Source organism: Streptomyces shinuiensis, from assembly GCF_043660855.1.
Lineage (GTDB): Bacteria > Actinomycetota > Actinomycetes > Streptomycetales > Streptomycetaceae > Streptomyces.
Genome location: NZ_JBIHML010000001.1, coordinates 5,846,619 through 5,865,555 on the forward strand (window position 1 = coordinate 5,846,619; position 18,937 = coordinate 5,865,555).

At 72.2% G+C, this 18,937-nt stretch carries 22 protein-coding genes; 6 read left to right on the forward strand and 16 right to left on the reverse strand.

Annotation, left to right across the window (positions count from 1 at the left end; genetic code table 11):
* Nucleotides 1–1,688: 1,688 nt before the first annotated feature.
* A complete protein-coding gene (locus ACGRHY_RS26330) occupies nt 1,689–1,979 on the forward strand; it encodes a hypothetical protein (RefSeq protein ID WP_394637789.1) in 291 nt (96 codons plus the stop codon).
* A 944-nt stretch (nt 1,980–2,923) separates the two neighbouring features.
* Entirely contained in the window at nt 2,924–3,571 is a 648-nt protein-coding gene (locus tag ACGRHY_RS26335; RefSeq protein ID WP_394637790.1) for a hypothetical protein, read from the forward strand.
* Nucleotides 3,572–3,643: 72 nt separating this feature from the next.
* Here ACGRHY_RS26335 and ACGRHY_RS26340 read toward each other — a convergent pair whose 3' ends face one another.
* Complete coding sequence (locus tag ACGRHY_RS26340) at nt 3,644–4,135, reverse strand: DUF4145 domain-containing protein (RefSeq protein WP_394637774.1); 492 nt, start codon at nt 4,133–4,135, stop codon at nt 3,644–3,646.
* A 234-nt stretch (nt 4,136–4,369) separates the two neighbouring features.
* On the opposite strand from ACGRHY_RS26340, the gene ACGRHY_RS26345 reads away from it, so the two are divergent.
* Entirely contained in the window at nt 4,370–5,458 is a 1,089-nt protein-coding gene (locus tag ACGRHY_RS26345; protein ID WP_394637773.1) for a hypothetical protein, read from the forward strand.
* 446 nt (nt 5,459–5,904) lie between these two features.
* Here the strand turns inward: ACGRHY_RS26345 and ACGRHY_RS26350 are convergent, their stop codons facing one another.
* The 9 genes from ACGRHY_RS26350 to ACGRHY_RS26390 all read right to left on the reverse strand — a co-directional run bounded on the left by ACGRHY_RS26350 (nt 5,905) and on the right by ACGRHY_RS26390 (nt 11,697).
* On the reverse strand, nt 5,905–6,462 hold the full coding sequence (locus ACGRHY_RS26350; RefSeq protein ID WP_394637772.1) for a hypothetical protein: 558 nt from the start codon (nt 6,460–6,462) through the stop codon (nt 5,905–5,907).
* Nucleotides 6,463–6,748: 286 nt separating this feature from the next.
* The gene (locus ACGRHY_RS26355) at nt 6,749–7,390 is read right to left on the reverse strand and encodes a hypothetical protein (protein ID WP_394637771.1); all 642 of its coding nucleotides are present in this window, start codon (nt 7,388–7,390) and stop codon (nt 6,749–6,751) included.
* A gap of 37 nt (nt 7,391–7,427) precedes the next feature.
* Nucleotides 7,428–7,922, reverse strand: a complete 495-nt coding sequence (locus ACGRHY_RS26360) for a hypothetical protein (protein WP_394637770.1) — start codon at nt 7,920–7,922, stop codon at nt 7,428–7,430.
* A gap of 332 nt (nt 7,923–8,254) precedes the next feature.
* Nucleotides 8,255–8,617: a hypothetical protein gene (locus ACGRHY_RS26365; RefSeq protein WP_394637769.1), complete on the reverse strand. Its 363-nt coding sequence runs from the start codon at nt 8,615–8,617 to the stop codon at nt 8,255–8,257.
* Nucleotides 8,618–8,723: 106 nt separating this feature from the next.
* On the reverse strand, nt 8,724–9,818 hold the full coding sequence (locus ACGRHY_RS26370; protein ID WP_394637768.1) for a hypothetical protein: 1,095 nt from the start codon (nt 9,816–9,818) through the stop codon (nt 8,724–8,726).
* A 543-nt stretch (nt 9,819–10,361) separates the two neighbouring features.
* Nucleotides 10,362–11,096 carry a DUF6283 family protein gene (locus ACGRHY_RS26375; RefSeq protein ID WP_394637767.1) on the reverse strand — a complete coding sequence of 245 codons (735 nt, stop codon included), beginning with the start codon at nt 11,094–11,096 and terminating at the stop codon, nt 10,362–10,364.
* The gene (locus tag ACGRHY_RS26380) at nt 11,093–11,272 is read right to left on the reverse strand and encodes a hypothetical protein (RefSeq protein WP_394637766.1); all 180 of its coding nucleotides are present in this window, start codon (nt 11,270–11,272) and stop codon (nt 11,093–11,095) included. Before ACGRHY_RS26380 ends, ACGRHY_RS26375 begins: the two co-directional genes overlap by 4 nt.
* A gap of 46 nt (nt 11,273–11,318) precedes the next feature.
* On the reverse strand, nt 11,319–11,516 hold the full coding sequence (locus tag ACGRHY_RS26385; RefSeq protein ID WP_394638207.1) for a DUF6417 family protein: 198 nt from the start codon (nt 11,514–11,516) through the stop codon (nt 11,319–11,321).
* A gap of 25 nt (nt 11,517–11,541) precedes the next feature.
* Nucleotides 11,542–11,697, reverse strand: coding sequence for a DUF8636 domain-containing protein (locus ACGRHY_RS26390; protein WP_394637765.1), 156 nt, complete (start codon nt 11,695–11,697; stop codon nt 11,542–11,544).
* A gap of 194 nt (nt 11,698–11,891) precedes the next feature.
* Here ACGRHY_RS26390 and ACGRHY_RS26395 point away from each other — a divergent pair, with 194 nt between their 5' ends.
* Nucleotides 11,892–12,644, forward strand: coding sequence for a hypothetical protein (locus ACGRHY_RS26395; RefSeq protein ID WP_394637764.1), 753 nt, complete (start codon nt 11,892–11,894; stop codon nt 12,642–12,644).
* Between the two features lie 146 nt (nt 12,645–12,790).
* Here ACGRHY_RS26395 and ACGRHY_RS26400 read toward each other — a convergent pair whose 3' ends face one another.
* Entirely contained in the window at nt 12,791–13,426 is a 636-nt protein-coding gene (locus ACGRHY_RS26400) for a hypothetical protein (protein WP_394637763.1), read from the reverse strand.
* A gap of 267 nt (nt 13,427–13,693) precedes the next feature.
* Here ACGRHY_RS26400 and ACGRHY_RS26405 point away from each other — a divergent pair, with 267 nt between their 5' ends.
* Both ACGRHY_RS26405 and ACGRHY_RS26410 read left to right on the forward strand, forming a co-directional pair.
* Nucleotides 13,694–14,008 (forward strand): hypothetical protein, encoded by a 315-nt coding sequence (locus ACGRHY_RS26405; protein ID WP_394637762.1) that lies wholly within the window; start codon nt 13,694–13,696, stop codon nt 14,006–14,008.
* Between the two features lie 46 nt (nt 14,009–14,054).
* Nucleotides 14,055–14,549, forward strand: a complete 495-nt coding sequence (locus ACGRHY_RS26410; RefSeq protein WP_394637761.1) for a hypothetical protein — start codon at nt 14,055–14,057, stop codon at nt 14,547–14,549.
* A gap of 65 nt (nt 14,550–14,614) precedes the next feature.
* On the opposite strand, the gene ACGRHY_RS26415 is transcribed toward ACGRHY_RS26410, so the two are convergent.
* The 5 genes from ACGRHY_RS26415 to ACGRHY_RS26435 form a co-directional block, all read right to left on the reverse strand.
* The gene (locus ACGRHY_RS26415; RefSeq protein ID WP_394637760.1) at nt 14,615–15,028 is read right to left on the reverse strand and encodes a hypothetical protein; all 414 of its coding nucleotides are present in this window, start codon (nt 15,026–15,028) and stop codon (nt 14,615–14,617) included.
* A 14-nt stretch (nt 15,029–15,042) separates the two neighbouring features.
* Nucleotides 15,043–15,486, reverse strand: a complete 444-nt coding sequence (locus ACGRHY_RS26420) for a hypothetical protein (protein ID WP_394637759.1) — start codon at nt 15,484–15,486, stop codon at nt 15,043–15,045.
* Nucleotides 15,487–15,882: 396 nt separating this feature from the next.
* Nucleotides 15,883–17,268 carry a hypothetical protein gene (locus tag ACGRHY_RS26425; RefSeq protein WP_394637791.1) on the reverse strand — a complete coding sequence of 462 codons (1,386 nt, stop codon included), beginning with the start codon at nt 17,266–17,268 and terminating at the stop codon, nt 15,883–15,885.
* Between the two features lie 124 nt (nt 17,269–17,392).
* The gene (locus ACGRHY_RS26430; protein ID WP_394637792.1) at nt 17,393–17,899 is read right to left on the reverse strand and encodes a hypothetical protein; all 507 of its coding nucleotides are present in this window, start codon (nt 17,897–17,899) and stop codon (nt 17,393–17,395) included.
* 318 nt (nt 17,900–18,217) lie between these two features.
* Nucleotides 18,218–18,688 (reverse strand): hypothetical protein, encoded by a 471-nt coding sequence (locus ACGRHY_RS26435; protein ID WP_394637793.1) that lies wholly within the window; start codon nt 18,686–18,688, stop codon nt 18,218–18,220.
* Between the last annotated feature and the right edge of the window lie 249 nt (nt 18,689–18,937).

Sequence of the window (18,937 nt, forward strand, 5' to 3'; positions counted from 1 at the left end):
GAACTACTACGGGCAGGTGACCGAAGTAGCCGCCCGCGGCGGTTCCAAATCAAAGCACCTGACCACCACAGGGCAAAGACGGCCGCAGCACCGGGGTGAGCAGAAACAGGGAGAAGATCCGGGCCGCTGGTCGTCGAACCGCCCGCGGCGGTTGAGTCCACACTGCCGCGGCGGACAGCGGCATCTGATCCCAGGTGCGCCCGTCCAGTTCGCGGCCCGGCCGGCCTTGGGGGTTGCGGGCCGCCCCACTGCTTGAAGAAGAAAGGAGGGTGGTTCTGTTCCTGGCAGGCGTCCCGGATGCCGGTACCCAACGCCTGACCATATCGGCCGAGTGGCCGGGGCCGGACTCGCCGCCGGCGATGACCCAGTCCGATCCCGTCCAGGTTCAAGCTCCGGCAAGCGGGCCCAGCAGTGGTTGCCAGGACAGTGGAACGCGCACTCCGCGGGCCGGCACCTGCCGCAGGTCGTCCACGCGCGGTCAAGTGTCGGTATCGGACTCGACGGAGACGCCCCACCCACAGGTTCCGCCGGCACTGAAGCCTGCCGGAAGGACCTGCCCGCAAGGCGGCGGGCCCGTTTGGTCAGCACCTGGTAAGGTGGTGCTGGCGGCGGTGTCGGGCCATCACCTGGAAGACCTGTCCGGACGAAGTCCATGCGGCAACGCGGGCGTGGTAAGAGGTCGGACATGGCAGATTGACGAACACCAACCCGCGGGCTCTCTTCGCAGCCGTCAGGGGACGGTGAGGGAGTTCGGGGGTGGAGGGGTGACGTCGAAGCCGGGGCCGGAGGTGCGCGGGGTCGCCGTCGTTCTGGTTATTTGGGTGCTCCCGATGGCCCTTGAGGTCCCGTTTGGCCAGGGTCAGGGCGTAGCAAGTTTGTCGCAGCCGGCGGAGAACGCCGGTTCGCATCCGGTGGTGGGGGTTTCCAGGTGGCCATCGGTCCACTCGATCGCGCTTCGGTCGCGTCACTCGACTACCTCCTGCTGACGAACCGCGCCCCGTCAAAGGTGGTGCGGTGCGCTGTGCCCAACCGATCCGCGGCAATGTGCGGAACGACCGGCCATCCACACTGCAGCCACGAGTCTTTCACCGTCCTTCTTTTCCGCAAGCTCTCAAGGAATCGTTGAACAGCAGATGGCGGAAAGCCTAGTGGGTGAGCTCCGAGATAGTCGATGTCGATGAACATCCACCATCAGCCTCCTGGGGGGTGCGTGGCGGCGGGCCCCGTCTTTGAAGCAGCTTCTTCCCGCAAGCCCCTTTTTGGCGGCTCGCGCCCCGGAGCCGGGCGCCGGGGCGCCGACGGACCTGAGCGCGAGCAAGGTGCCGAGCGTAGAGCGGGTGCCGCTGAGATGATGCGGTGCGTCCGGCCCGCGCCGCGGCTCTGTCGCCCCCTGGGAGGGAAGGGGGCATGGCCTGCCGAGAGTTCGTGGGCGGACCGCATGATGTCTCCCGTCAGCCCGCCAGGTGTGGTGGGGAACGAAGAGGGAGGCACTCCCGCTGTGAGGGATGGGAAGAAGGTGCGCGGTGCGCCGGCCGGGCAGGCAGCGCTCACCGTGGCACCGGCGGGGCAGTTGGTCCGCCGAGGGTGCACTACCCGCCGCTGGACAACGGCCTGGAACTATCTGGTCAGCTGTGGGTCGATCACCCTGCGCGGTGAGGAGGTCGGCCCGCCGGGAGCTGAAGTACGCCGTGGTGCACCTGCAGGCCGCTGTGGAGTGCCTGCTGAAGTACCGGCTGGAGCTGGAGCACTGGAGCTTGGTGTTCAAGAACCCCGGTGATGCCAAGTACAGCAAGCTGGACGACGGCAGCCTGGACAGCTGCACCGTGGACCAGACGGTACACGCCGCCTCGTCACACTCGCGGGCGTCGCCATCGGCCGAAGGAGGAGAGATGAAGCCTCAAGGATCTTGGGCAGGCTCCGCAACCAGCCTCCAGCACTACGGGCCGCCCGCAACGACGCCAAGGTCAACCGGTACGTGATCGGGGCGAACGCCGTGAGCGTGCTGGAGTTCCTGATGCACTTCGTGGACTCGGAGCTGCTGCCCCGTATCGGCCCGCCGGGCGGGGATGCCGCCGCGTCGCTGGCTTGGATCCGCGAAGGGGCTCGACGAGATTCGCAGGCTACGTCGCGGCGGCGGGATGCGGCGGCTGCGTCCCCGTCTCGGCCCTGTGACGTCCCGTACCGTCGTGTGCTGGGAGTGCGGCCAGTTCGCTCTGGTCGTCGGGGCCGGGGAGGGCGGCTCCTGTCTCTACTGCCACCAGCGGCGCGGGCCTGAAGACATCGCGCTGGCCTACGCGTACGAGGTCCTCGGCCGCACCACGTGGTCGGCGGTTTCCGGCGGGCTGGAATCCGGTGTATTGGGTGCCCGCTCTGCGACGTCGAGGCTCTGGTGGCGTACGGTGCTTCAACCGCGGCCGGCCACCGAGAACCCGGATCGATCTGTGCTTTCCACCTGCGGTGAGACCGTCTTCTGGGCGTGCGGGAGTGCGCCCGCCTGCGAGAACGCCGTTTGCCTGCGGTCGGCGTAGGAAATCCGCCGCGACGACTGCCTGCACGCGCGGTGGATCGCCACTGGGTAGCGCCGGAGCCGTGTGTGACCCGTCGGGTGTCCGGTTGTCGGGGGGGGCGGCCCTGCCCTTCTCCGCCGCTACGGTCAAGTGGCCCATAGCGGCGCGAGAAGGGGTTTTCGGGTGGGGTTCTGTTCACCCGGCCGCAGAGGAAGTGCGTCGGGGGCCCCTGGCGGCACGAACGGGACCGCCGACGGTTTCGGTGGTGCCGCACGGACGCGGTGGGCGCAGCCGCTGGGGGCCGGCAGTATCGGCCGCTCGGTGGAGGTGGACAATGTGCCGGGCCGCGCTTGCGGGGCTGCTGTTTGCCCCTATCGAGGGGGCGCGCCGATGCAGAATGGTCCTTCCTCCGGTGATTGGCCGGGGCCGATCCGGCCGAGGCCCTGAAGCTGCTGGGGCTGTACCGGCGGGTGCTGGCCGGAGGCGCGTTCGCCGTCCGGGCCGAGGGGAGGACCGCGGCGTCCGGGTACCTGTCCCCCGGCCAGGACGCCGCCGTGGTGGCGCAGGTGGAGCAGCTGCGGCTGTACGCGCAGGACATGGAGGTGCTCCAGCGGCACTGCGAGCAGTACTTCCCCCTGCCCGAGGAGATATCGGCAGCTGAGCGGGTCACCGTGCGCGCCGCGCGGCTGGTCATCGAGGGGCACTGCGTGGCCCTGCCCTTCGCCCGCACCCTGACCATCACCCTCAGCGGAGAGGACGGCCCTGATCTGCGGTCCCTGCTCGGGGGCGAGCCGCGGTCGGTCCGCGTGGTCACCGGCGAGTACCCCGTGACGGTGGCCGGGCGCGGCCTGGACATCGGCCCCGTGATCGTCTTCCACCCCCGCGTCACCGCCGAGGACGGCCACGCCGCGCTCGCCGCGCTCGATGCCGGGCGTGCCGCCGGGCACCGCGTGGTGCTCCGCCCCGCCGGCGGCGAGCACTACCGCATCTGCCGTCGAAGTGGCGACGACCGGCCGCTGGCCCCGGTGCCACTCGGCTTGGACGGCTACCCAGAACCCCGCTGACCTGGGCCAGGCAGCGCCTGCGCGGGTATCGGGGAAGCCTGTCGTACTCTCCCTGGGGCTCCTCGACAGCATTCAGGCCGGGTGCGTGCCGACGTCTTCGCCGGAGTCGCTCGTATCCAGGAGCGCCACTACCTCCAGTGCTACCGCCACCAGCTGCACAGCGAAGGGGATGGCCATGGCCGGGTGCATCGTCCGGCCGTGTGAATACCGGTTCCGGATCTGCCGCCCGGCGTGCAGCCGGTCGGCCTGCTCGGCGGTGAGGGTTCCGTCGGCCAGCGCCGTGCCGATCATCTCGTTGAGGTTGCGGCCCTGGTAGCGCTCCCTCAGGGCGGCCTCGACCGCGGTGATCGAGGTGTAGACGGCGGCCGGGCCGAACTCCAGGTGGTAGTAGCTGAAGCGGAGCAGTTCCCGGCATGTCTCGAACAGCCGCTGGACATTGACCGGCAGGCTCTGGGGGACCTTCAGCGGCTCGACGATGGTGTGCATGTCGGAGAACTGGCCCGCCCAGTGCCGGGCCCGCGGGTCCGGCACCGGCCACGGCAGGTCGGCGGAGCTGGTGTACATCCCGGAAGTGTGGCACCGGTCCGCGGCCGGCCGCACCGGCTTTGGGTGCTCGTTGCCGACGGCGTGCTGGGCAGTACGTGTCCTTGAGTACGGGGCGGCGCCGGTGGCTGGGGCCCAAACCATCGACGTGGATGACCGGTCGATCGGCGGTGCGGCCAGCACCGGCGCCTTGTGCAGGGCACAGCATCTGCAAATGCCGGTGCCCGCCCGTGGCGGAATCGGGATCATGAGGGTATGAACGACGAGGACACCCCGGGCGCAGAAGACGGCGGAGAAGGCTTCGGCCGGGAAGCGGGGCCGCGCCAGACCCGTAGCGCCGGCAGCGACCTGCCCGGCATCATGGAGCAGTTCAGGCAGACCTCGGCCTGGCTCACTTCCGTCGACAAGGCGCTTGAGCCCGCCCGCCGTCACATCCGGATGCTGGAGTCCGCCCGCCGGACCGTCGAAAGCGTCATGGGGCCGGGCACGGTCTATCAGGTCGCGCTGGACGCCCAACGACAGTACCGGGCGGTTACCGAGCCCGTCCTGGCACTCCAGAGCAGCCTGAGCGACATCTACGACTGGCACAGCCGCATCAACGACGTCGTGCGCAGCGTGTCGCTCCCCCGCGCACTGCTGGAACGACTCGCAGCGACAGCGGCCCTCTTCCTGCCCGCCAACCTTGGTGGTCTGGACACCGAGGAGCTCCGCACCATCCTGGAGATGGGTGGGGACGACGGACTGTCCCTGGCGTGGGCACCACGGACCGGGATCGTCAAAGCCCTGCTCCCCCTCGGGACGCGCCAGGAGCGCTACGCCCTCCTGGCCGAACGCCGCGACGACGTTCTCGACGACATCGACGCCAGCCTCCGGATCGTCACCCATCCCGAACTCACCGGCATGGTCGCCATCCTGAGCGCCGCCACCCGCACCGCGCGGGCCGGTTTCGGCGAGGGCGCCCAGGCCCTGGCGGGCAACGTCCTCGAGAGTGCGATGAGCAGGCACGGCAACGCCTGGATCCGGCGTTCCTTCCCCCAGGTGGCCTACCCGTCGAGGGCCGGGCATCACGGCACCATCGGCAGTGCCCTGGACGATGCGGAGGACTGGGGCGATCTCACGCTGCTGCAGTTCAAGCACTATCTGGTGGTGGCGGGCATGCGGAACGCCTTCGGACCCGGCGCCACTCAGGACACCTTCAACCGCCACCTCGGAGCGCACCAGGCCTCGCCCGACACCTACCGTCCGGAGTTCGTTCTGCCGGCGATCCTCCTCGCCCACGCCCTGCTGCGTGCGCTGAACCAGGACCTCGAACGGCCCGGCGACGACGAGGACGGCGACGCGTAGCTGCTCTGCGACCGGCGTGCTCGCATCCCGGAGGCGCCCACCTTCGCCGTGCTCAGCCGCCAGGCTGAGCACCTGCGCACGGCCCTTCGCGCAGGACGGTGTCCGCGTCAGGCAGTGCCTGACCGGCGGCGAGTCCGCCTTCGCGGTGCCGGCCCGCGCCACGAGCAGCAGGCGGCCATCGGCGGGCCCGCCGGTGAGAGCGAGCGGGGCAGAGAGTTCTGTCGGGCGGGGTCAGGCGGGCGTGGGCCGGAATGCCCTGCCGTGCTCCGGCTGCGTATCACACAGGGCGCCCAGGACCTGGGCGGGGCCGCGCAGCATGGTGCGCTTCCCCCGGCGGCCCGGCCCCGGGTGGCGCGGGTCCGGTTGCCCCCAGGGTGCCGGCGGTTCCCGGTGGGGTGGATGAAGTTCGTTCCGGCCCCCCGGACAGGCCAAGGCTGCGGGCTGTGTCAGCGGCGGGTGACGGTGAAGCCGGTGTCGTTGACGGCGCGGGTCCACACGCCGCGGTCGAACCACTTGGTGATGTCCGGCTGCATCTCGGTGATGGTGCGCATCCGGGCCTCCCAGTCGTGTCCGGCCGGGCCGCGGCTGCCGTCGCATCCGGGGCAGCCGTCCTCGCCGTGGATGTGGCCGGCCATCCAGGCGTTGACGGCCACGTTGATGATGACCGCGTACAGGTCGCCGCCGGTCTGGGCCAGGGAGTCCGGCACCCCGGCGAGGACCAGGGCGAGTTCGGGGTTGTCGATCGGCGGCATCGGGGCCTGCCCCACACCCGTGTTGCTGCTGTGCTCGTGGGAGGACAGGCTCTGCGCCAGGCGGTCGGCTGTGCTCTTGGCGTCGAAGTAGCGCCAGGCGGAGCGCGTTTGGATGCCGAGCCGCCCGGAGATGGTGGTGATCTGCTGCTCGATGGTGTCCTCCACGGTCGCCGGGGCGAGGGTCACCCCCTGGCGGGCCAGCTCCGCGAGTGTCTGGGCAACGGCTTCCTTGAACGCCTTGGTGTTCCGCACGGCCACAGCCTAGAGGCCGGGTTCGGCCCGGTGTCCGGCCGTTGCCCACAGCAGGGCCAGGGAGCGGGGGACCGTACTTGTGGGGTATCGGTCTCGCCGCCCGGCGTTGGCGGCCCGGGGCGGGGCGGGCGGCGGGGGGCCGCCCCGTTGTGGCCGTGTGCTGTGGGGTGGAGTGTGGCCGGGGCCCGGCGGTGGTGGTCAGGCGGTGTGCGGGGCCAGGGCTCCTGCCGCCGCAAGCCGTCCGCTGTGGCCCCCGTGGCCGTGCGTTGCCGGAGACGGGAAGGGGTCAGCCGGGCGTGCCGGACGGGTCGCCCTCCTGGTCCTCGATGAAGGCCACGGCCTCGCGTCCCACCCCGAGCGTGCCGAGGAGGAGGTCCAGGGCCGTCTCGATGTCGCGCTGTGAGCGGTTCAGCCACACGAACAGGTGGGGATCCTGGCGGTGCGCGAACCGGCTGAGGGCGAACTCCGTGCCCTGGATGCGGAACAGGGCCACATCCACCTCGCCCAGTTCCTCCCAGGTGCGCTCCACTTCCAGGCGCAGCCGGGCCGCGACCGTCTCCAGCGGCGGTGTCAGTCCGGCGACGATCCGGTAGAAGCTCGCCGCGTACTGCCACGGGCTCACCTGGGAGACGGGGTTGTTGCCCACGTGGTACGGCGGAACGGTCGCGGGCTGCCAGTCCGCCTCCGGCCCCGGCACCCGGACCACACCCGTGCCAGGTGCGGCTGCGGGCTTCTCTCCCCCACCGGGCCCCGAGGGTGCGGCGTTCCGGTGCGGTTCCTGCTGGGCGGCGTGCCACTGGTCGGCCAGGCGCTGCCTCCAGCCCTTCGGGGGCGGCCAGGGCACGCCCCAGGCGGCGAGCTGATCACGGGTCCAGCCGCCCGCCAAAGTACGCGCGGCCTCGACTTCGTCCGGGGAAGGCATCGTCACCCGCCCCATGATGGGCCAGGGCGGAGCACACCAGTGCCTATGCGGTGGCGTCCTTGGCGGTCATGCGGTCGTCGAGGTAGATGACGGCCGTTGGCCCGTTCGCGTCGGAGGAGGGAACCACGTGGTCCAGGGCCTGGGAGATCGCGGCGCCGACGCGGCGGGCGATCGACCGGTCCAGGGCGGTCCAGGGGCTGCCGAGGGTGTTGGGCTGGATGTTGTGGCACCAGCTGAGTACCGCCGCGAGGGTGGTGCCGGACAGCGGCACGGTGACCAGTCCATCCTCCTCGGAGGTGATCTCGTCCTGGGCGGGCGGCTTGAACGCGGCGCTGAGGCCTCGTTCGGTGCCGGTGATGGTCGTCTCGGTGTCCTGAGGGACGTTCTCCTGGAGGTAGGCCCAGGTGTTGCGGTGGCAGCGGACCCGTGCCACCGCGACGCCGGCGGCCTTGGCCATGTCGCCGCAGAAGCTGTCGTAGCTCTTGGGCCAGTCGCTGTAGGGCGGTTCCCTGCCCAGCAGCTTGGCAAGGACGTCCAAGAAGCCCCCTCCCCCTCCGGGTGCGCGGTCGGCGTAAGTGCGCTGAGAAAATCCTGCCACCCCGAGGCTGTGTCCATTCACCCGGCCGCAGAGGTGTCGGGGGGTCTGCGGCACGACGGGGCGTCGACGGCGGTGGTGCCGCACGGCGCGGTGGGCGCCGCCGCGAGGGTTACCAGTTCCCGGTGCTGTCGCGCCACGCCGTCCCCGGCGCGGTGATCTCCTCCAGTCTCTGGGCCAGAAGGCCGTGGGGGCGCTGCTGCCGCACCTCGGCTGCCTCAGGTGCGGGGTCCGGCAGTGGGGAGGGCTGGCAGGCGGTACCGCGCCGGGCCGGGTCACCGGTCTGCCGTGCTCCGTGGGGACGTTCGTATCCGGTGCAGCCATCGTCGGCAGGTCTCGGCGGTGACCGGTTCGAACAGCTCCGGGGTGGAGATCTCGAGCAGGAACTGCGTCAGCAGGTCCTGGTGCGCCTCGTCGATGTCGACTTCCTCCTGGAAGTGCACCGCCTGGGCCCAGGCGGTGAGCTGGCCCGGGCCGGCCAGTCCGGCGAGGGTCTTCTCCAGGGCGGCGGCGGCGTGGCCGCGGGTGAAGATGGCGGGAGTCGACGTCCTGTGGCGCTGGGCCGCCCGGAGGAGCTCGGGCAGGTCTCCGCGCCAGTACAGGAGATCCTCGGCAGGGCTGCATCGGTCGGCGTCCACGGCTCCCATCCTGGCCCAGCACACCGGTTGGCACCGGCCGGTGCGGCGGGGGTGTCCGTCCGGGTCGGGGCGGTTGCGCGGGCCCGGGGCGGCAGGCCCCGGGAGGTCAGGGGGCGGTCACCGGGGTGCGGTCGAGTTCGGCGGTGATGTGCCAGGTGCCGTCGGGCTGGTCGGTGACCTCGGCGCGCAGGAGGACCGGGGCCAGCGGGCCGCCGGTCTCCTCCACCCAGGGGCCCAGCTGGTGCAGCAGGCGGGCGGCGGGGTCGTCGGTCCAGTCCAGCAGGAGCATCTGGTGGGGGGCACATCGCTCCAGGTCCCAGGCCAGGACGTCCAGGGCGGTCAGTGACTGGATGTGGTGCCAGGGGCGGGCGGCGACCTCCAGCGGCCACCATGCCGACAGGCACACCGTCAGGTGCAGGGTGCCCGGGGCCTGCCACCAGGCTCCGTCGGGCAGGCCGGTGCCGCGGCCGGCGGTGATGCCGGTCAGGTCCGGGCGCAGCGGGTCGTGGAGGACCAGGTGCTGTACCGGGGGGAAGACCGCTTCGTGCAGGTCGTCGTCGTGGCGGGTGGCGGCCCGGCGCTGGCAGAACCGGTCGTCGTCCGCGTCGGGGTGCAGGTCGGGGACCGGTCCCCAGTGCATCGCCGCCTCCTCCCAGGGGACGGTTTCGACCTCGTGGTCGGTGAACCAGGTGGGGGTGAAGTACCGCAGGGGCCCGGCGGCGTCCTGGGCGTCCTTGACCGCGCGCAGGTGGGGTGAGCGGTGGCAGGCGGCGGTCTGCCAGGTGCCGTCGGGGTGGTCGGGGTGGGTGATGCGGCCGCGGTCGAAGACCACCCGGTGCACCGTGCCCTGGCAGGCGGCGCGGGAGATGGCGTGTGCGGTGGTCCACCGCCACGGGTCGGGGCGGTGGGCGGGGGTGTCCGGCCGGGCCGGGGTGGTGGGCAGGGAGCGGTCGGGGGCAGGGTGGAACTCGTGGTCGGCGGCCTCGGGCCAGCCGTGGTCGCGCAGCACGCGGTTGACGGCCGCCCGCCACAGGGCGCGGCCCGGGTCGTGGTGGAGGGGGCGGGGTACCGCTCCTGGGCGTCGCAGCCGGTCGTTGACCGCGGCGACCGCGCCTACGCGGCCGTCGCGGCGTGCTCCGGCGGCCGCGTGGGCGGCCAGACGCTCGGCGTGGTCGTGCGGCGTCGTCGGCTGGGAGGTCATGGCCGCTGAGGATGGCAGCGTCCGCTCTGGTGCGGGGCCGGAAGCCGGGAGGGTTCCCCCCGACGAGGGAACCGGGCAGAGCACTCTCCTTCGCCTGGGGGGCGGGCCCGGTCTGGGCGCCCCGGTGTGCTGCCGCGCGCCGGGCAGGGCACGCCGGCCGCCGGAGGGCGGCCAGAGGACGGGCCGCTGCGCGGCCGGTGCGGGCCTGGGTGCTCCGGCCTGCCAGGCACACCCCGGCGGGGCAGGGCCGCCCACGGTCCGCGTCCTTGCTTTCGAAAGCGCCAGTCGGCTTGAAGCCTTGCCATCGGAGGTGCGGACGGGTCAAGGAACGGGCGGAGCGCTGGCGGCGGGGGCGTCCGAACGCCGCCGCCGAGCGGTGCCGTCAGCGCCGGAACGCGGATGCTGCGCGGTGATCTACGGGGCTGCTGCGGAGCATTCCGGGGCCGGCGGCCTGGACGGCGGGGGCATCGGCATCCTGCACACGGGCCGAGCGGACTCGAGTCGAGCGCCCCGCCCCGGAGGCTGTCCGCCGGTGTTGTCGCCTCAGTCGCTCCGGGACGGTTCCTCGCGCCCGTCGGCGAGGGCGTTCATCGCAACGAAGTCCTCCTCCTCACTCGCCGTTGCCGCGCCCGGGTACAGGGCCGGCAGGGCGGGGTCGACGCCGTTGGCGGCGGCCATCTCGGCGTAGCTGCCGTACACGGTCGTCCCGTCGGGCAGTTGGGGCGTGGGCAGCGCGCCGGAGCGCAGCAGGTCCAGCACGTCGGGGTTGCCGTCGGCCCCGGCCAGGAGCCAGCCCGCGCAGAGCAGGGGCCGGGCGGGGGTGCCGGCGTGGCAGCCGAACCGGCCCGTGGGGCCGCCGGTGCGGTTGCCGGGCGCGGAGTGGAGGAAGGCCTGGGGCGGGAACTGGCCGCGGGGGGCGTCCCGGCGCCATGGGCAGGGTTCTGCGCCTGCGCAGGGGCGGCGGGGTGCGGCCGGGGGGCCGTCGTACGCCACGCCGGTCACGCCCCAGGTGTCGTCGGCGGGCCGGTGGGCCACCACGCGTGGGCTGGGCCGCGGGGCGGGGTGTGCCGCCGGGGCGGGCGGCGCCTCGGAGGTGGGGGGCTGTCCGGCGGCCAGGCGGGCGTTGATGTCCTGGAGGACTTCCTCGGCCGTCATGCCGTGGCGGGCGGCCAGTTCGGCCAGGCGGGCGCGCACCCGCCGGTTGTGTTCGTGGTCTGTGGCGCAGCGGGGCGGGCCGCCCGGCTGCCTGGTGGTGGCCGGGGCGTCGATGCCGCTCACGAGTGGTTGTTCTCGGTGGCGTTGCAGCGGCGGCACCGGGCTTCCCCGGCGGCCGGGTAGGCGTGCTCGGGGTAGGTGCGCTCGCCGGGCGGGCGGCAGGGGTCGGTCAGCTCGGGAAGGGTGTGCTTCATCCCGCCGATGGGCGGGGCGTATGCGCTGTGGTTGTGGGTGCTCATGGCCGGTTGTCCTCGATGGTGTTGGCGCGGGCAGGCAGGGCGGGGGTCAGGGGGCCGGGGTGGTGGGGATGGGGTGGTGGGTGAGGCCGCAGGCGCGGTGGAGGCGGTTGCGGGCGGTGACCTGTCCGGCCAGTGCCTCCAGGTGCACGGCGTGGGCCAGACCCGCGAGGCCGGTGTCGTCGAGTTGGAGGCGCCACCGGTTGGTGGCGGTGTCGTAGTGGGCCTCGGTCAGGGCCTCCCACAGGGTGCCGGCCGCCGGGGGCTGTCGGTTACTGGCCGGGCGGGACCGGTACCGCCTTCGCGTCGGTCAGACCCTGTTCTTTCAGTTCGGCGACGCGTTCGGCCGCGCAGGTCCTGCTGTAAGAGACGACCGACCGGCGGGGGGCGCCGTGGATGTCGGTCCACTCGACTTTGAAGTTCTCCACCGCTGCTCCTGTGTGTGTTCCGGCACGGCTCTCTGCGGCAGGAGAGTGCTGGTGTCTCCTGCCGCCGGGTGACAGCTTCATCGTTGCAGGAGCCTGTGACAGTGCGCCGGGGCGCGGCCCCCTCGTGCCCTCCGGGGGCGGACACGGCGGAAAGTCAGCGGCGCGCGGGAGTTGCCGCTTCTACGCTTACCGGCGTGAGGTGGGACGAGAGCACCGGGATGTTCAGCAGGCCGTTCTTCGACTGGCGGCGTACCGATGAGGAGAACCGGGCTTTCCTGGTTCTCTCCGCCCGCTGGTCGGCGGAGGCTTACGACCGCGAGCAGAGGAAGGCGTTGGAGACCGCCAACCAGTTCTTCGATCCCGACCGGCACGACGGGGACGAGCACGTCGAGGTGTTCGACCGGGCCGTGGGCGGGCTGTGGCCGTCCTCCTACGCCTGGATGACGGAGTCCTTGGTGGTCCGCAACGGCGTGAGCGCGTTCGAGGTGTATCTGGAGAAGGCCGTCTTGGAACTCACCCGCCGCTTCCGGGTCACGGTCGGCGGCCGGCGGCGCGCGCTGCGGCTGGAGACTCCGGGGCACTATCAGTCCCCGCCCTGGTCGACCCTGGTCAAGGCGCACCGGGCGCTGGGCACCGTCGTCGACACCGACGCTGTCAGGTGGGCCCGGGATCTGCGGCACCTGCTGACCCACCAGAACGGTGAGCTGCGCTCGCAGAAGCTGGTGGAGAAGTTCCGCGACGATCAGGCCGAGAGCGGGCTGGAGAGCTATGAGCGCTCCGAGGTGGGCGGCAGAGTCCGTCTGGGGGCCGGCCGTGTGCTGGCCACGCTCGACATGCTGGCCGAGGTGGTGCGCGCCGCGGACCGCGCCGTGTGGGAGCTGGAGCGCGAGCAGCCCTCCTACGCCGAGCTCGGCCTGGACGCGTATCTCGAGCCCGCTCCCGAGTGAGCCGCGGCCGCCTCTCCCCCGGGGGTTTTCTCCTGGGCGGTCGGCCGCGGCGCGGCCAGGGGGCGATGGTTTCTTCCGTCTCCGGTGCGGGTCTTGCCGCATGGCGCGCCCCGGTCCGGGCTGTCCGCGCGGCGGCCGGGGAGGGGTCAGGTCTGCCAGTTCACGTAGCGGGCGAAGGCCCGGTCGGGCAGGTGGGAGGCGAGCCGGTCCCGGCCGGTGCCGGGCAGGCCCGTGAAGGCGCACACCGTACCGGACAGGGCGAGTATGCCGGTCAGTGTCACCAGCAGCCCCACCTCGTCGACGCCCTGCTGCTGGTAGCCGCCCGGCGCCACGGTGCGGACCCGTACGGTGTCGCCCGCCTCGCCGCCGTGCCACACCATGCTCGCCCGCGGGTCGGTGGAGTGGCCGTCGTCGGAGACGAACACCCCGGAGCACACCGTGCTGTGTCCGCCTTTGCCGTTGGACTTCTGATGGCATTCCCGCGCGGTCAGTGTCCCGGGGGTTCCGGCCCAGCCGGCGGCCGAGGCGGTGAAGGTGCCGGTGGTCGCCGCTCCGGCCAGCAGGGCTGCGGCCATGCACCACCACAGGGCCCGTTTGATCCGGCCGGGCGGTGTCCGCCGACTACGCGCCCGGCGCAGTTGGTGCTCCAGATCGGCGCGGCTGCCCGCCGGCGCCCGGTATGCGGCGGCCGGAGCGCGGTGTCCGCCCCGGTGTGCGGCCGCGGTCTTTCTGCGCCGGGCGGCCCGCCGTGCCCGCATGCTCTTGCTTCTCGTCTTCGCCATCCGCCCGCCCCGTGCCTGTGCCGCTCCTCACCCGCAGGGGCATCGCCCTGATGTGCTCGGCCCCCCGGGCGGGCCTGATGCTTCCACGCGGCCGGACGGGCGGCACTGCCCGATTCCGGCAGCGTCACCGGGCCGGTGCCTGCCGGGCCGTTGTGCCGGCACAGCGGCGGTACGGGGGTGCACCCCGCCGTGGGGCGCGCGCCGGGCCGGGCGGCCTGTCCGGCGGTGCGGGCTCCGCCGGCCTGTGCCGTGCCGCGGCTCTTCTCGGTGGTGTTCCTCGACAGCGTCTCCGGATCCGCCGTTGGCCCTGCGGCCACCGGAAGCGAACGGATCTTGTCCAGCGGCGCGCTGCTGAGCGCCGCCTGCGCCGACGGGCAGCGGCGCCGCTCCCGTCTGGGCGGTCTGTTCCAGCTGGCCGTCGACCAGGCCGAGACGCACGGACGGTGTGCCTGCTGTTCCTTTCACCGTCGTTCGGCAGCTGAACGGATCGGTCCTGCAGGAAAGGCTGAGGAAGGCGGACTGGAACAGGCGAGCCCGCGGGATGCGCGCCTGTACGCCCCCCAAAACGCAACGCCGCGCTGACAGCGAGGCGTTGTCAGCGTGGTGCTGTGCGGGGAGGGTGAGGGGCATGACGAACACCGACAAGCCACCCCGTGCGCCCCGGCCGGTCCCGTACGTGATGGACGAGGAGCAGGCCGGGCTCCTCGCCCGGCTCTCCGAGGCCTACGCCAGCGCCCTGCCCGAGGTCCGGGACCGTACGCCGCAGGCGTCGGTGCCGGTGCTGCTGCACGCGGTCCACGCCCACCAGGCCCGCCGCCTGCTCGCCTCCGACCCGCGCTGGCGGGAGACCGCCGGCGTCACGGACATGCCCGAGGACCGCGCGGAGGACGTCGCCGCCGCGCTCGCGCTGCTCCAGGTCGCCCGCGACGACCTGGAAGACCTGGAGGCCGCCCTGCTGCTGGCCGCCCGTACGGCCAGCACCCGCACCGGCAAACCGTTGCTGACGTTCAAGCAGATCGCCGCCGCGCTCGGCGTGGAGTCCGAGCAGGCCGCCCAGGGCCGCTACCGCCGCAAGGTCGGCATGCCGAACGCCACGGCATCAGGCGCCGGCGGCACCCCGTAAGCAACGGCCCTGTCGGGCTCCCGCCTCGCGCACACCCCGCACGGCGCCACGGACGTCCAGGACCATCACACCGTCGGTCTTCTCGATGCTGCCCTTTTTCCGGAGCGGACCCACGGCGGGAAGGCACCGGCATCGCGGGCGAGGAAAAGGAGCTTCTTGGCGGAAGCCGGGGTCGGTGCGGAGCCGGTCTCGATCACGGCGTTCGGTCCGCCGGGCACCCAGACCGCCACGTCCGTCCGTCCGTGGCGGCTCTTGCCGTCAGGGACCACGGGCAGCCGCGGTTCCCTGTGGGCGCGGGCGCAGGGGGGCGGCGGGCTGCCGCGCATCGGCCCGTCCTTGAGGGAGAGCACGACCGGGGTCAGGGCCCGGGTGACGTCGGCGGTGGCGGGCGGCCCGTGCCCTTCCGCACGGTCGGCGGCGACGGCCCCGGCGGCCCGCTGCGACCAGTCGGCGAGGATCTCGCCCAGAAGCCAGGCCATGGTGTCCAGGGTGTTCAGCAGTTCTCGGTGGTGTACCTGGTCGCGGGCTCGGTACCGCTGCCTGCGTCCGTTTCGGGGAGTTGCCAGCGGGCGACGCCACCGTAGGCGTCCTCAATGATCAGAGTTCCGCCCTTCGTTGGCACGTTCATGTCGGTGATGGCCTGGTACTCACGGTTGGGTTCGATCTCGGCGTAGGGGGTGTAGGCGTCGATGCAGCCCTGCCACGGCGCGTCCGTGTAGTCCCGGCCCTCGGCCGTGTCCGCGCCGTGCGCCCACTTGATGTGGTTGTCGGTTTGCTCTCCGAGCATGCCGCCGGTCTTGGACTTCATGGTGAAGGCGATGGCCAGGGCGTATTGGCCGGTCAGGGCGAGAGTCTCGTCCTTGGCGAATGCGTCCCGGTAGGCGATGCCGGTGAGCGTGACCTGCATGGGGCGCCCCTCGGTGTCATCCAGGGTCACGGTCTGGCCGATCGATCGCGTCGTTGGATCCCCATCGTCGGTTCCCTGCGGCGCCTGGCTCTGGGGCCACGCCGGCTTGGCGTCAGCGTTTCCGCTGGCGTCGTTGTCGGCACAGCCCGCGACAGAGAGGATCACCGCGAACACCGCGGCTATGGTCGCCTTTCTCATGGAACTGAGGTACTCCCTTGTGCTCGTGCGATGGAGGACTTCGATGTCCTGCTTGACGGCTGCTGACGCGACACGCACCAGACGCCGCACCCCGGTACCACTGACTGTCACACGAACGCTACCAAGCGCGCTCGCCCGGCAGTGTCGCGCCGTGAGGCCTGCCCGGCTCCCCCGTGAACTCTTCCTGAGCGAACTCAAGAACAGTCGGTATGGCCGGGCCGGCGGTTCTCAGCTGTCCGCGGTCTTCTTCGCGGAGGGCGGCAGGGCCAGGTCGAGCAGGGTGTTGATGGTTGTGCCGTCCAGTTCACTGTCGAGGTGCAGGGACCGCCGGATGAGACGGCCGACCTCCAGGGGAGGCAGGGCGAGACGGAGGCGGGCCAGCAGGCAGATCTCGCCGAGGAGTCCGGACGTGGCGCCGGGGTCTCGCTGGATGTACCAGTCGATGAGCTTGACCACGTCGGGTCTGATGTCCCCCAAAGAGAGCTCGGCCTTCTCCCGCCCCCGGGTGTTTTCGACGTCCTGGGCGAGGCCGCCGAGGACGGCCTCGATCACCGTGGTGCGCAGCGCGGCGGTGGGGAAGAGACTGTCGGTGCCTTGGGCGAGGGCGACCGCCGGCCACCAGGCCAGGGTCTCGGCGGTCTCCCGGGGGTGGCCCCTGCCGGTGGAGGTGGAGCGTCGTTTGCCGCTTCTGTTGTCCTCGAGGCTGTGGCGGATGATCTCGGTCAGACGGTTGTGGTCGGCGACCAGGCCGCGGGGCTGGGTGGTGCCGAAGGTGGTGGTGGCGGCCAGAAGGGCCTTGGGACCGTGCGTGCTGTGGTGCTGCTCGGCCCAGTCCCGGGCGACGGGCTCCGACCAGCGCGGGCCGTCGGGTGTCTCGGCCTGGGCCGGGGGGAGCTTTTGCGCTTCGTACTGGGGGTGCGGCAGGTCCTCCGGGGCGATGCCGGCGATCTTCGCCAGCCCGGCCCGGCCGACCAGGCGGGCCGGCTGGAGTTCCGGGGCCCGCAGGTCGACGACGCACTTCTCCAGCGGCCGGGCGTCCCGCGGGCGCCGCTGGGCCCACAAGGCGAGGTGGTCGCGCCAGTTGGGCAGCGGCTCCTCCGAAGCGGCGAAAGCGGCGATCTTCGCGATCTGGGCGTTGCCGGGGGTGCCGGGGCGGGCCAGGAGGTCGGCGGCGGTGACGGTGGCGGCGTCGTGGACGGGGCGGGGATCGAACCGCTCGAAGGCGCGGTCCAGTACCTGGCCGGGCCGGTGCCAGGCGGTGCCGTCCCACCAGTAGCCGCCGTGCCGGTAGAGGAACCCGCTGCGCCCGTACACCCAGTCGTGGTGGAGGGAGCTCAGATCCCGGTCGTGGATCAGCAGCACGGTGCGGCCGTGCTCGGGGTGGCGGTGGACGGCCCAGGCGTAGGCGGGGTTCTTCGGTTCGGTGGTGAACGCCACCCAGCCCCCGCCGGGTAAGGAGTCGGTGCGGCCCCACAGGCCTTCGCCCTGGTTCCGGCCGGTGCGCTCGATCGCGTCCGGGTTGTCCAGGGGCAGCCGCTCGTCGTTGATGAACGGCAGGCCCAAAACAGGGTGATCGGTGCGCAGACCGTTGGCAACCGGACGGACCTGACTCACGGTGGCTTCTCCTTCGCTGTGTCGGGCCGAGATGGGCCGAGGGTGGTTTCCCTTTCCATCCCTGCGGCGCAGCAGACGCCGTCAAACCCGGGGTGTGCAGCAGGGTGTGCCTGGCCGAGCCCGGTCAGAGGGGCAGCGGCAGGCCCTGCAGGGGCGAGGCGAGGAGGGCGTCGAGGCCGGAGACGGCGGTGAAGCACACCAGTGCTGTCTCCGGCCGCCCCAGCCGGCCGGTCTGCCACCGTGTGCCGCGGGAGGAGGCGATCACTTCCCGGCCCCGGCCCGTCTCCAGCACCAGGTGCCGGTGCAGGCGGTGCGCGGTGAAGACCAGAGCCCGGCCGTCGTCCAGGGCGACACGTATCCCGCGGCGGGACGGCCGCATCGCCCGGCGCTGTGCCCGCGCGGTGAAGGGCACACCGTCGAGCCGGCCGTGCATCCCGCTGCGTGCCCTGGCCCGGACTCCGTGCCACGGCATGGCCGCGTCCTGGACCTCCAGCATCGCCTCGCTGTCCAGGGTCAGCTCCCACCGCTCCCACGCCTCGGCCTCCGCCGTGGCCCCGAGCCGCGCGCCGGGCTCCCGGAACAGGACGCAGTCGCCGTAGGGGGTGGGCACTCCCCTGCGGCGACCCGCCATCGTGGTGTTTGCGGCATGGAAGCAGGAGACGGGGACGTCGACGGTGCGCGGGTTGCTGGGTGGCGGTACGCGGCCTGCCCTACCCGTCCACCAAGTGCACCGGTTCTACAGCCACAGGCCGACAGGGGCGCGCCGTTGATGACGCCGATGAGCAGCTTCGAGGTTCCCGCAGCGGACAGCGTCCTGCCGGCACGGCCACCGGCCGGGATTCCCCCTACCGCGCCCCTGCCGCCGCTGTCCGGCCGTGCCCCGGGCGCGCGGGGCGGTGCCTGCCTGCTGCGTGCGCGTCCGGCCAGCCGGCATCCGGCGGTGCGCGGATCAGTGGCGAACACGGGAGAGCAGCGATTCCCACGCATCGGCGACGCCTTCTCCTTGATCGAATTTGGTGTCGAGGCAGTACAGATCATCGGTGTACTGCTCCGCCCACAGCACGCATCCTGCTGCTTCCAGGAGAGCGGTGTCTGTCTCTGCAGGGGCCGCTCTGGCAGGGAAGACGAGCAGGAAGTCGCCGGGGGCCGCGCGGGAGGCCACGGAGGAGATCACGCAGGCTGCGGTGGCGGGGTCGTTCCAGGGAGCCGACAGCGTCAGCTGGTCGAAGACGAGCACATGGCGCGATCCCCATTCCCTCAGCCCCACCTCTTGATCGCTCAGCAGCTGGTCGGCGACCACGGCGCACAGTCCTCCCTGCGCGGAGAACCGGGAGCGGAGGTCGGCCAGATGCTCGTTTCCCTCGAAGAGGATCTCCTGGCCGTCGGTGGCTACCCAGTGCGCGTCGGGCGTGCCGTCCATGAGGGAGCACCCTTCGTTCCACGTGTCCGTCCCTTCGGGCGGTCCCCCGTACAGTCCGCGGACGGCCCGGAGACTGCCCACGGAGGTTTCCCCGGCCTGTATCCGCACTTGCCAGATGTCCAGCGCGGGAGAGTCCACAAGCGAGGCGGTGTACTCGACATGCAGCCTCAGAGCGGAGGGGTCGCCGTTAGGCGGGAGAGCGGGCTGAGCGGCCATAGGAAGCTCCTTGTCAGGGTGACTCGTCCCTCG